We start from the raw sequence: 12,498 nt of genomic DNA on the forward strand, positions 1-12,498 counted from the left end.
GTCATTGACCTAGACAATGGGCCTGCCGTCAAAAGCCAGCGCACCCAGTTCATCAAGCGCATGGCGCAGTTTGCGCAGCGCGAGCAGATGAAGATCCGCCTGGTTTACTATCCGCCTTATCACAGCAAGTACAATCCCATAGAGCGCTGTTGGGCGGCGCTAGAAAACTACTGGAATGGCGCTATCCTCGATACCGTTGAAACAGCCTTACGATGGGCGGCAAACATGACTTGGAATGGCTTCGAGCCCATGGTTGAGCTAGTCGAGGCGACTTATCCGAAGGGTGTCAAGGTGACCAAAGATGAGTTAGAGCCGTTTGAGCAACAGTGGCAGCGCTCTGAGACGTTGCCTAAGTGGGATGTGACGATTGTTCCGATATGAACGGTAGATTATTTGTTTGCGAGTCCCTAATGTCTTCGCTATCTGTTGATAGAGCCTCCTCTACTGATAGAGCCTCCTCTACCGCCCCATCCATAAGCTGAACGCTAGCGTCTGGCAGATCAACCTCTGGTTCGGTAAGCTCTTGCCTGTCTGATTGCTGTCTGTCTGACTTTTGGCTGACTGATACCTCAACTCCTGTCTCCTGCTTTTCTGCCTCCTGCTCTTCTGGCTCCCGGCTTCTCAATCCCTGGCTCTCAGGGACATCTGGCAACGTTGCCGGCACCGGCAAAATCCGATTCACCCGCAATCCCAAAATCAAAAAGTTTGGCGCGATCGCACTCTCCTCATAAGGAGCCACGCGCTGCAACGTCTTTTGCCCAACCAAAAGCAAGCGAGCCGCACTCACCGGCACCTGGAGAAACACACAGAACAAAAAGAAGGAGATCGTCGCAACGGCTAACCCTGGCGCAGGAGCCGTTAGCGGCGTAATCTGGAGCGACTTTTCCGCTAGCTGCCACAGCACCCACAGCGAAAAGCCAGCCGTGATCGCGGCTAGTGCTTTGATTTGCCAGGATTTTAGCAGCCTTAAGCAGCGCCGCTGATCATCACTCAGCGCAGCAGGCTTCAGGGCCAGTGGCACCAGACTGAATAGATAAAACGGTCGCTGCCACTGCATCCACAGCGTTGGGACGATGCCGATCAGGGCGATCGCCCAAAACTGAGGACTCAGCGGCAGCGTTGTGCCGACAGCCGTTCTAGACGAAGCTAGTCCAGCTAAGCAAACATCCAGCAGCAGGGGAACCGCCGCCAGTCCGGCAAAATGTACCCACAGGTATCGGTTCTGCTGCAAGCTGATCACGTCACTAGGCCGGAGCAAGGGTACGACGCTTCGAAACCAGACGGAAGGCGTTGATAATATCACCCTCTTTCCAGTCATTGAAGCCATTGACGGCGACACCACACTCAAAGCCAGCATTGACTTCTTTGGCATCGTCCTTCATCCGCTTCAGCGAATCGAGGTTGCCCTCATAGACAGATTCACCGCCACGCTCCACTCGCACTTTGCAGTTGCGGGTAACCTTGCCTGAGAGCACATAGCAACCTGCCACTGTACCCTTGCGCACCGGGAAGACCGCGCGCACTTCGACCTGACCCAGCGGTTCTTGCACCAACTCGGGTTCCAGCAGACCTTCCATGGCCCCTTCGATATCTTCTAACAGCTTGTAGATGATGTCGTAGTCGCGAATGTCTACGCCCAGGTAATCGGCAGACTGCCGCGCCCCCGAGGCTAGCGTAGTGTTAAAGGCGATGATCACAGCGCCACTGGCCGCCGCTAGATCAACGTCAGTTTCGCTAATCTCACCCGGCGCTGCCATCAGCACCCGGATCTGCACCTCGTTTTGAGGCAGTTGCTGCAGCGAACCCAAGATCGCTTCTAGCGAACCCTGCACGTCTGCTTTGAGAATCAGGTTAAGCTCTTTGAGGTCGCCTTCTTGCGCTTTCGCAGAGAGTGAGTTGAGCGTTACCCGGCGAGAAGCCATGGTCTGCTGCAGGCGCGACTGTCGCTGCTCAATGGCCTTTTCATCGGCAGCAGCGCGGGCGTCGCGCTCATCGGCGTAGACCTCAAACTCTTCACCGGCGGGGGGCACATCGTTCAGGCCCAGCACCTCTACCGCAAACGACGGCTTAGCAGCATTCGAGCGGTGACCCCGATCATCGACCATCGCCTTAACTCGGCCAAAGACGGGGCCAGCCGCAAAGGCATCGCCAATCTTCAGCGTACCGTTTTGCACTAAGAGGGTCGCTACCGGGCCCCTGGCTTTGTCCAGATGGGCTTCAATCACGGTGCCGCGAGCTAAGCGGTCGGGGTTGGCCTGCAAGTCTTCTACTTCAGAAACCAGCAGCAGCATTTCGAGAATGGTGTCTACGTTTTCACCCGTGATGGCGCTGACCGGCACCATAATGGTGTCGCCGCCATATTCCTCCGGTACCAGCTCGTATTCCATCAGCTCTTGCTTCACCCGGTCAGGATTAGCCGCTTCTTTGTCGATCTTGTTGATCGCCACGACAATCGGCACGCCGGCTGCTTTGGCATGGCTAATTGCCTCAATGGTCTGCGGCCTGACACCATCGTCAGCAGCGACTACCAGAATGGCAATGTCAGTAACTCGCGCACCTCGGGCGCGCATAGCCGTAAAGGCTTCGTGGCCAGGCGTATCTAAAAAGACGATCTGACCCGATTTGCGATCGCTGTTCGGATTGGACTGCAAATCGACGTGATAAGCCCCGATGTGCTGCGTGATACCGCCCGCTTCACCCTCGGTGACCTTAGCCTGACGAATATAGTCGAGCAGACTGGTCTTGCCGTGGTCTACGTGACCCATGATCGTTACTACAGGCGGACGCGACTGTAGATTGTCTCGGTCGGCGTCATCGATCATCGCGGTGACCTTGCGAGCCTCAGGCGCTTCTTCTGCAGTGACTACTTCTACCCCAAATTCTTCCGCCACCATTTCGGCGGTCGGCATGTCTAGGGTCTGATTAACGTTAGTCGCAATCCCCTTGAAGAAGAGTAGCTTGATGATGTCGGTCTGCGGCACAGATAGCTGATCAGCTAGGTCATGCACGCTAATGCCGCCTGTGAGCACGATCATCTCTGGCTTTTCGGGCTCTACCTCCTGACGGCGCTCCCGGCGCTCCCGACGAGAGGGGGCGCGCTGCTTTACCTTTTTGGTTGTCGGCGCGGGCTTAGCACGCTGGCTCTTGGGCTTAGGCGGTCGCATCAGCGAAAGGCTGATCTGCTCTTGCGAAACGTCGCCGCGACCACTGTCTAGATCTTCAAAGTCTTCGTCGTCGTCAACGATAACTCGCTGCCGCTTGGTCTTGGAGACTTTCTTGGGCCGGATTTCCTGTTCGTCATCGTCGTCTCCTTCGGCGCGATCTCGTCGCTTCGGAGGCCGTGGCGGCGTAGGTCGGCGCAGCTCTAACGCGGGATCGGCAAACGAGCCATCGTCATCCCCATCGTCACTGTCGGTGCTGGTGCTCTCAAGCACATCAGATCTTGAGGGCGGACGGCGCAGCTCGACGACTTGCTTCGGCGGAGATGGCGGCGCAGCTGAGCTGCTAGAGGCTCCACCAGGTGCCGGCCGACTGGGGCGATCGCTGCCTGCTGAGCGATCGCCCTTGAGTACCGGACGAGCCACCCGACTGGGAGATTCCATCTCGTTGTCGTCATCATCGCCGCCACGTGCAGCGGGTTTGGCCGTCGATGGCCGGGCCGGTGGCTCAACTAAGCGGGGCTTGAGCTGGTCAGGGCTAGTGACCCCAGAAGTAGTCACAATCTTCTCGGGTTCTCGGACAGCGGCTGGGCGAGCCGGTTCTCGGGCCGGTTCTTGCGCTGGCTTGACCGGCTCAGCAGGTTTCTCGGGCGCACTGGGCGCAGATGCAGACCGAGCGGATGGCCGACTGGGCGGCGCTACCAAACTAGGCGTACCAGCGGTATCAGCGCCACTGCCGTTACCGCTGTCGTTAGATTCTGACGGCTCGGGCGGTGCTGAGGGAGGCGACTCTGGCGACTCTGCCGAACGAGGATAGCGGCGAATTTCTAAAATTTGCTGCTGACGCGGACGAACGGGCTTAGCAACGGGACGCTTGGCCCCAGCTGCGCTGCTGCTACGAGGGGGTTTGGCCTTGGCTGCGACAGGTGTAGATTGGCTAGCCGGCTTAAATTCGCTAGAGGCGGCTACGGCTTTGATCCGTTCAGCATCTTCTCCAGCAATAGTGCTGCTATGGCTCTTAACCGCAATCTCCAACTGTTCGCAAATGGCTAGAATGTCCTTGTTTTCCAGTCCCAACTCCTTTGATAGCTCGTAAATTCTTATTTTGCCCTTGTTCATCCTTTCCCTCTTAAAACCTGACTTGACGATGTGTTTTACATAAGACCGATTGCCCTTATCGAATTAACACGCTTGACTCTAAAGCATAGAGTACAGCGGTGGTCAATTTCCAGCTTTAAACGCAGTCTGTGACGTTAGCGACTTTTCTAGCTTCACTAGGCTAACCATCAAGACATTGTAATCAAAACGTTGTGAATATGGCTTTACCTCTAATAAGAATTCTTATCGGGGCCTCCTCTGTCTAAATCCTCCATCAGGCGCTGCGATAAGGCTTGATAGATTTCAGGCGGCACTTGAGTCCGTAGCATACGGCTTAAGCGATTTTTCTTTTGAGCAGCCTCAAGGCAGGAAGCCTGGGGGCAGAGATAGGCAGAGCGGCCCGTACCTTCATCTAGCTGCACCTGATGGTCGGGAAAAGTGCGAACTACCCGCCACAGGGTGTCTCGATGAGCCGTTTGGCGACAGCTGATGCACAGGCGATAATTTTTCTCTGCCATTCTTCTGTTGCTAGTGCTTTGATTGACGTTTTGAATTTGGGCGTGCCGCTAAACTTCCTCTTCAGAGGTGGGCTCGACAGTAGCTGTTTCGGTCGTCACAGCCGTTACACTGCCGTCTTCAGATAAGCTGTCTTCAGATAGGGCAGCACCGCTAGCAAGATCAGCTTCGGTCTCTGCTTCTAGGCTATCTGTCGTAACTTCTGATGTCGGGTCGCTCGTCTCGTCATCAGCTGCTTTGTCGACCGTCTCCGCTACCTCGGCAGGCTCATCAATCGGTTCCTCAATCGGCTCATCGTCGGGCTCTTCACCAGCTTCGGCAGCGCGTTTGGCTTCAGCGGCAGCTCTGGCTTTAGCTCTCCACTCTTCGGCCTCGGCAATTTCGGCAGCCTCTTCAGCGGCGGCGGCAGCTCTGGCCTCCTCAGCGATGCGTCTGGTTTCGGCGATTTCATCCATTTTCTGGTTTTCGGCATCGTAGTCGTATTTGGCAACGTCTTTGATGTCTATTTTCCAGCCGGTTAGCCGGGCGGCGAGGCGCACGTTTTGGCCCTCTTTACCAATGGCCAGGCTGAGCTGATCTTCGGGGACTAGCACATGAGCCTGTCGTCCTTCTGAGTCCATCAGGCGAACTTCGTCTACACGGGCCGGGCTGAGCGCATTGGAGATGTAGGTAGAAGGGTCGGGTGACCAGCGAATCACGTCGATTTTTTCGCCGCGTAGTTCGTTGACGACCACTTGTATGCGAGACCCACGGGCACCAATGCAGGCCCCGACCGGATCGACATCACTCTCTACGGTATCTACCGCAATTTTAGTGCGTGGCCCGACCGAACGAGAAGGGGGGTTTGCCTCACGGGCAACGGCTACGATCCGCACAATTTCGTCTTCAATCTCGGGCACTTCGTTGGAGAACAGCTCGACTACCAGGCTAGCGTCAGCTCGTGATACCAGTAGCTGCGGTCCTCGGTGTGACCCTTCAGAAACCCGTTTTAGAGCGACGCGGAAGGTGGCATTAGCCCGGTAGTTGTCATTGGGAAGCTGGTCGCGCTTGAGCAGCTCGGCTTCGGTGTCGGGCTGGCCCAAACCGCTGCTGACGGCCATGATTACTGACTGCCGCTCGAACCTGAGCACCCGCGCATTGAGAATAGAGCCTTCTAAATCTTGAAATTCTTCTTGGATCAGTCGCCGCTGCTGATCACGGAGTTTTTGGGCGAGTACCTGCTTGGTCTGAATGGCGGCCATCCGGCCAAAGTCAGTTTGTTCGGGGGTGACATCGAGCACGACGGTATCGCCAGCTAGGGCCTCGGGGGCGACCTGCTGTACTTCTTGTAGTCCGATTTGATGGTCAGAATTTTCGACGGCTTCAACGATGGTTTTATTAGCTAATACGCGAAAGCCTTCGTCTTCGGTATCTAGCTCTACGTAGAAGTTTTCAAAGTACTCTTCATCAAATTGGCTGCTATCGATGTGCTGGGTGCGGCGATAGCGCTCGTAGCCTTTGAGCAGCGCCTCTTGCAGCGCCATCTGGACGGCGGTCTTAGGCAGGTTGCGTTCCTGGCTAATGCCGTCAATCATTGTTTGTAAACCGGGCAGACTCACCATCGACATAGGCACGACCTCTTAGAAAAGTTGAAAAAACTGGATAGAACTAGAAAGTTATTGAACTGCTGAATTGATGAATGGTCAGCAGATATTCAATGACGCTTGGATAGACTCAGGATTCTTCAGTGCTGAGCTGCACTGACTGAACGAGGCTGCGGGGAAGGGCGATCGCTCTTCCCTTCAAATTCAGCGAGACCTTTTCCTCATCGCGACCGACCAGGCTCCCCTGCCAGGTCTGCTTTTTCTTATGGGGCTCGCTCAGCTGTACTTCGACTGGGAACCCTTTGAATACGGCAAAGTCGCGATCGCTCGTCAGCACATCCGACACCCCAGGGCTCGACACCTCCAGCACGTAAGCCTCCGGGATCAGGTTAGTCTCATCCAGGGCTTCAGTCACGGCCACACTCAAGCGCTCACAATCATCTAGGCCGGTATCTTCCTGGTTAGGATTGCGCACATCTATCCGCAGTACGGGCGGACTTTGATTCGTTTGAAACACCGCGCCGACGATTTCTAAGCCGATGCTACTCGCCAATGGAGAAGCCAGCTCAATTACCTGAGGAACTAAAGGATGCGTCATAGCTTCTCGTAAGGTCTACTTAGACCAAAACTTTCTCCAGATAGGCACCTATCAGCACCACACGACGGCATCGTGAGTGCAGAATGAAGCCTTTCTGGTAGATATCCAATAAAAAAAGCGGGCTCTTTTAAAGCTCCCACTTTTCGCTGTGACCCGGTCAGGCCAGACGAATTAGGCCAGATAGCTAAACCAATAGACTATCTAGAGCAGTTAGTACAGCGTCGCACTCCAAGCCGCGCTTAAAGCCATGGCAGAGGCAGCACTTCACTCACGTGCGATAAACAGTTTAGCGCATGTCATCCCAAAGCAATCGGTTGATCCCGCATAGTGAGCTTCTAAATCTTTCTTCTAAATCTTTGTATACGGTCTACCGAACTCGCTGCGTCGCGCCATAAAGCCGGTAGCGCGAAGCCTCTAGCTGCTCGTCATCTTCGTCAGCGATGCGCTCTACATAGTTAATTTTAATTTCTTCTAGCAGGTCGTTGACCAAGCCGCGCACTTCAGCGAGAGACTCAGCGTTTTGCACCTCGCTGCGCAGGTGTTCGCTAAAACTGGTCACTAGCTGACTGGTCAGAGCGGCCCCTTTTTCATCGGCAAAGGCGGTCTGGATAGCTTCTGTCAGGCTTTTTGAGAGTTCTGTAGCCACCTGACGGGAAATTTGCACTGTCAGGGCATCAAAGCCAGGCATTAGCTTTAGCCCCTGATAGGCGGGTGCCTGGCGCAGTGCCCCGACAACGCTGTGCTGTAGTAAGGCATCAAGTTCGGGTTTGATTTTAGGCAGTACCTTATACACCACGACATCGCTCAGGTGTTTGGCGATCGCCTGCACTTCATCCACCCCATTGATATCGACATAGCGGCGGCTAGAGGCGTTCAGCAGCCAGCGACTAATGTCGCCATCGCGCACCAGTCGCTGAGCCTGATCAACCACCCGCAGCAGCACAATCTCAGTCAGCTCTACGGCAAACTGGCTGACCAGCGCCCGGCTGAGGCGGTTGCGAGCCGGGGTCAAATTTACCCAGCGAGCCTGATGTATCCGAATCGTCACCGGAATCACCCGCAGCCAGCGCCATACGCCAATAAATAGCGGCACATCGTAAATGCGCCAAAGCATCGCGTCGATCCAGCTAGTATTGGGATGGCGGCGGCTGAGAACGTAGGTGCGGGCTAAAAATTCAGCCGCAAACAGAGCCATAAACCAAATATCAATCTGCCAAAACAGGTCAATAGGTCCACCGCTTTCGCTAATGCCCCGATAGTAGTTGGTCTGCATCAGCGGTCGGATTTGCTCGTCAAAGAAAGCCAGTTCGCCTACCGCGCCGTTAGCTTGCAGGTAATCTTCACTCCAGAAGGTACGAAAAGCTGTTTTAGAAGACTCGGTGCCCACCCGCTGGCGCATCAGGTTTTTGATGCGTTCCAACGTGCCAGACTTCCCGGCTATCTCAAACGGGTTCTCATCGACGATGACGACGCTTTGCTCTCGGAGCTGGTCTAGCAGATTTTGGCTGGTGCGAGCGGACAGATCAGAGGCAGCCGGATCGCTAGCTAGCCTTTGCTCCAGATTGTCTACTAGCGACAGATAGCTGATCGTTGTGCGCTCAGGCTCAATGCCTTTAAACCGCTCGCCGTACCAGACAGTCGGCTCCGGCCAAGTCTGTAAGTACGAGTCGCGAAAGCGAATGTAGCTCATGTCGAACAGGACCAAGCCCAGATTGACTAGGGCCAATGCCGCCATCAGGCGCTCAAACCAGGTGGTTCGTCGGGGGCGGCGTTTTTTAGCAGTGCCAGCGGGCGATCGCACCCGAGATAGCCCGGTCATAGCCTATATCCCTTGTCATCGTACTTTTCAGTCTATCGGTTTGAGGGCGGTCTAAGTCTGGTATCTCAGGATGCTCAGCCCATAGAAAGAAAAGCCTGCCGTTAATTATTACCCCGAGATAAGATGAGAGCAGCCCTTTACCTTTCTTTACGAGCACAATGGTCGCTACTGCGCTGAGTTCTCCCATTCCCCCCGCCCAAAACGGAGCCTACTGGCAGTGGCGCGGCCACCGGGTGCACTATGCCCATGCTGGTACAGCCCACGCCGACGACTATCCACAGAGACCTACCCTGCTGCTGATTCACGGCTTCGGCGCTTCGACCGATCACTGGCGCAAAAACATGGCCGAGCTACAGACCGATTTTGAAGTGTACGCCCTAGATCTGATTGGCTTTGGCCGCTCTTCTAAGCCCAGCAGCGGCTACAGCCCAGACCTGTGGCGCGATCAAATTGCCGACTTTATCGATCAGGTGATCGGTCGGCCAGCGGTCGTAGCGGGCAACTCTATTGGTGGCTACAGCAGCCTGTATACGGGCGCAACTCGTCCTGAGGCCGTAGCCGGAGTCTGTATGCTCAATGGCGTCGGCTCTTTCAGCGAGCAGCAAAGCAATCAGGAGCCCAATCCCTTTCAATCGGCCATCGGTGAACTGATCAAAACGGTGGTGCTCTCGCCACTGCCGAGCTGGGTGATCTTTCAATTTGTGCGGCAAAAATCCTACATTCGCAGAACGCTAGAGCAGGTATATGTCAACAAAGCCGAGGTTACCGATCAGCTAGTCGAAGATGTCTATCGCCCAGCTACCGACCCCGAAGCGCCAGCCGCTTTTGCCGCCCTGTTCAAAGCCGAGCGCGGCGAATATGTCGATACGCTACTCGACCAGATGACCTGCCCGCTTTTGTTAATTTGGGGCGATGCGGACCCGTGGATGAATACTTACACGCGCAGCGAACTCTTTCAAAAGCACTACGCCAACCTGGAAGAACATCACCTGAATGCCGGTCATTGCCCACATGACGATGCCCCCGCCGAGGTGGATGCGCTGCTGCGGAACTGGGTGCTTAAAACGGTGGTCGGCGAGTCGGCCAGCCAGTGGGTGCCGCTGGGCAGCTAATAACTGGGCAGCTAGAAAAAGGACTGCAAGGGTCTATCGCGCTTGATATACAGCGGATGGCGAGGCTGGCCAGAGCGGTTGCGCTGCTGGCAGGTGAGTTTGCTTTGGTACGGGCTGAGTAGCATCGGCCCGGCTCGGGTTCAGCATGACAAAAGCGACCTGCGGGCCTGACGCTTGCCACTGGCGACCGAGCTGATAGCGGTAGCGGCCTGTCGCATCAAATATGGCTGTTCTTTTGAGGGTACTTTCTGCTGTCAGGAGGCTCACGAAATCAGTTAACACTTGTTAACATTTGCTGTATTGACGATGACCTATTGAGAGGCTGGCTTTGAAGGTTTTCTTAGATTTTGAACCGGCGCTGCGGCGCAATCTGATTATTTTCTTCGGTGCCTCGCTGTGCTTTTGGGCGGGTTTGGCGGGCATGTTGCCCAACCTCTCGCTCTATATTGAAAGCTTTGGGGCCAGCAATCAGGAAATTGGCTGGGTAATGGCGGCCTTCGCCTTGGGTCTGCTGGGCCTGCGCCCAAAAATGTCTCGCTTTACCGACAGTCAAGGGCGTAAGCCCGCGCTGCTGATTGGGATTGTGGTGATTGCGATCGCGCCACTGCTCTATCTATCAGTCGGGCTAGTGCCTGCGGTCACGCTTACCCTGCCGGTGATTGGCTGGCAGGTCAACTCTGCGGTGGCTCTGCTAGGTCTGATTCGGGCCTTTCACGGTATTAGCATTGCCGCCTTTGCGACAGCTTACAGCGCTTCGGTAGCAGATATGGCTCCGTCTCAAAATCGGGGTGAGCTGATTGGCTATATGAGTCTGTCAAATCCGATTGGCATGGCGCTAGGGCCAGCGCTGGGCGGCTACTTACAGGGCAGCTTTACTCTGGCTTTTTTGACGATGACAGCGCTCGGCGTAGTCGGTACGCTGTGCGTTTTGGTCAGCCGCGAACCCCCGCGTCCACCCGCCTATCATCTGACTTATGAAACCGCTACTGGACAGGCCAGATCTCAAACCAAATCTCAAGCCAAACTCCAAAACCGCTCCTTTTGGCGTCTGATCTTTGCCCCGCACATTCGGATTCCGGCTGTGATTTTGCTGATGGTGGGCATTGCCTTTGGCTCGATGGTGGCGTTTGTGCCGCTGTATGTCAGGGAGACGGGGATTGCGATCAATATCGGCCTAATCTATACGGTGAGTGCGATCGCCTCCTTCACCATCCGAGTCGTCTCCGGTAAAGCCAGCGATCAACTCGGGCGTGGCCGCTTTATCAGCCTGGGACTGATCTGCTACACCCTGGCTATGTTTACCCTGGCCCTCTCGACCAGTGCGCCGATGCTGCTACTCGCCGGAGCGCTCCAGGGCGTGGGCAGCGGCACGCTGATCCCCATCATTGCCGCCCTGATGACAGACCGCTCACGGCCAAATGAGCGCGGCCTAACCTTTGGCCTATGCCTGACCGGGTTTGACTTGGGCATTGCGCTAGCCGGGCCGGGCATGGGCCAAATTGCCGACGCCAGCAGCTATGCCGTTGTGTTTGCTCTTTCGGGCCTGATGACCTTCATCGGCCTACTGATTTTTATCACGACATCCAGCAAAGACCTGTCCCACTCAGTGCGCTTCGCCTTGCGCGGTGGGCGGGATGTCTATGCGCTCAAAAGCTAGCCATTGAAAGCTGCCACAGTCCGACGGTTCGCAACTAAAAAAAGACAAAACAAAAAGGTGTCAGGCATTTCTGCTTGACACCTTTTTTTGAAGCGAGCCTGGAGAGATTCGAACTCCCGACACCGTAGTCCGTAGCCACGTGCTCTAGTCCACTGAGCTACAGGCCCTCATCGGGTTTTAATAGTAGCACACCCCTACCGCCCTCTGACCACCCAAATCAATCAAATTTTTCAGCCAAATCGTACAGCTTTCTCTGTCCTTTCCATCGGCCCCTTCATGAGTAATTCGACTCCGCTTGATCCCATAACACCGCTCACTCATCTGGATTCACAAGGCCAGGCCCAAATGGTCGATGTTTCTACCAAAGACGAGACCGTGCGTCAGGCTACGGCAACTGGGGCAGTGTATATGCAACTATCTACGCTAGCGGCGATCGCAGCAGGCAATGCACCCAAAGGAGATGTCATCGGCACGGCCCGGCTAGCAGGCATCATGGCAGCCAAGCAAACGTCACAGCTAATTCCCCTATGCCACCCGCTGCCGTTGAAAAAAATTGAAGTCACCATCGAGCCTGACCGCGACTTACCCGGCTATCGCATTCAGGCCACCGTCAAAACCAAGTCCGAGACGGGCGTAGAAATGGAAGCGCTAACAGCGGTATCAGTCGCAGCCCTCACGCTATACGACATGGCAAAAGCACTAGAAAAATCCATGCGAATCAGCGATATTCAGCTGCTAGAAAAAATCGGCGGCAAATCCGGCCACTGGCAAACCCCCAACCCCTGATCCCTTTCCCCTTCCCCCTTTCCCTTTTCCCCTTCCCCCCTTCTCCCCCTTCCAAAGTTAACCACCCCACCCCTCAGGGCCATTTCATTTTCATGGAAGTGAGTTAACGTTTAGCATCTAGCCCTTTCGTCGGATGACTCATGAGCTTATCTACAGCAACGCTGCCTGCAA

The 12,498-nt window shown here is 55.3% G+C and carries 11 protein-coding genes and 1 tRNA gene; 4 read left to right on the forward strand and 8 right to left on the reverse strand.

Annotated features, from left to right (window positions below; all coding sequences use genetic code 11):
• Positions 1-381, forward strand: a 381-nt coding sequence (locus tag CKL79_RS20845; protein WP_170944147.1) for a transposase, incomplete at its 5' end; no start/stop codon positions are given.
• On the opposite strand, the gene CKL79_RS20850 is transcribed toward CKL79_RS20845, so the two are convergent.
• From CKL79_RS20850 to CKL79_RS20875, 6 genes are all read right to left on the reverse strand, one after another.
• Positions 350-1,258 (reverse strand): low-complexity tail membrane protein, encoded by a 909-nt coding sequence (locus CKL79_RS20850; protein ID WP_170944148.1) that lies wholly within the window; start codon positions 1,256-1,258, stop codon positions 350-352. The genes CKL79_RS20845 and CKL79_RS20850 overlap by 32 nt on opposite strands.
• Positions 1,245-4,277, reverse strand: a complete 3,033-nt coding sequence (gene infB, locus CKL79_RS20855; protein WP_121971474.1) for a translation initiation factor IF-2 — start codon at positions 4,275-4,277, stop codon at positions 1,245-1,247. Before infB ends, CKL79_RS20850 begins: the two co-directional genes overlap by 14 nt.
• A gap of 209 nt (positions 4,278-4,486) precedes the next feature.
• On the reverse strand, positions 4,487-4,774 hold the full coding sequence (locus CKL79_RS20860) for a YlxR family protein (protein WP_121971475.1): 288 nt from the start codon (positions 4,772-4,774) through the stop codon (positions 4,487-4,489).
• Positions 4,775-4,822: 48 nt separating this feature from the next.
• Complete coding sequence (gene nusA, locus CKL79_RS20865; protein WP_240519010.1) at positions 4,823-6,379, reverse strand: transcription termination factor NusA; 1,557 nt, start codon at positions 6,377-6,379, stop codon at positions 4,823-4,825.
• 106 nt (positions 6,380-6,485) lie between these two features.
• The gene (gene rimP / locus CKL79_RS20870) at positions 6,486-6,953 is read right to left on the reverse strand and encodes a ribosome maturation factor RimP (protein WP_121971476.1); all 468 of its coding nucleotides are present in this window, start codon (positions 6,951-6,953) and stop codon (positions 6,486-6,488) included.
• Positions 6,954-7,320: 367 nt separating this feature from the next.
• Positions 7,321-8,772 carry a hypothetical protein gene (locus CKL79_RS20875; protein WP_240519011.1) on the reverse strand — a complete coding sequence of 484 codons (1,452 nt, stop codon included), beginning with the start codon at positions 8,770-8,772 and terminating at the stop codon, positions 7,321-7,323.
• A gap of 158 nt (positions 8,773-8,930) precedes the next feature.
• Here CKL79_RS20875 and CKL79_RS20880 point away from each other — a divergent pair, with 158 nt between their 5' ends.
• Positions 8,931-9,884, forward strand: coding sequence for an alpha/beta fold hydrolase (locus CKL79_RS20880; protein ID WP_121971477.1), 954 nt, complete (start codon positions 8,931-8,933; stop codon positions 9,882-9,884).
• Between the two features lie 33 nt (positions 9,885-9,917).
• On the opposite strand, the gene CKL79_RS20885 is transcribed toward CKL79_RS20880, so the two are convergent.
• Complete coding sequence (locus CKL79_RS20885) at positions 9,918-10,151, reverse strand: DUF1643 domain-containing protein (protein ID WP_240519012.1); 234 nt, start codon at positions 10,149-10,151, stop codon at positions 9,918-9,920.
• Between the two features lie 61 nt (positions 10,152-10,212).
• Here CKL79_RS20885 and CKL79_RS20890 point away from each other — a divergent pair, with 61 nt between their 5' ends.
• The gene (locus tag CKL79_RS20890) at positions 10,213-11,541 is read left to right on the forward strand and encodes an MFS transporter (RefSeq protein ID WP_121971478.1); all 1,329 of its coding nucleotides are present in this window, start codon (positions 10,213-10,215) and stop codon (positions 11,539-11,541) included.
• A 93-nt stretch (positions 11,542-11,634) separates the two neighbouring features.
• Here CKL79_RS20890 and CKL79_RS20895 read toward each other — a convergent pair.
• Positions 11,635-11,708, reverse strand: a tRNA-Arg gene (locus CKL79_RS20895).
• Positions 11,709-11,817: 109 nt separating this feature from the next.
• Between CKL79_RS20895 and moaC the strand changes: the two genes are divergently transcribed.
• Complete coding sequence (moaC, locus tag CKL79_RS20900; protein ID WP_121971479.1) at positions 11,818-12,327, forward strand: cyclic pyranopterin monophosphate synthase MoaC; 510 nt, start codon at positions 11,818-11,820, stop codon at positions 12,325-12,327.
• Positions 12,328-12,498 lie beyond the last annotated feature (171 nt).

Source organism: Leptolyngbya sp. BC1307 (genome assembly GCF_002286735.1).
Classification (GTDB): Bacteria; Cyanobacteriota; Cyanobacteriia; order Phormidesmidales; family Phormidesmidaceae; genus Phormidesmis.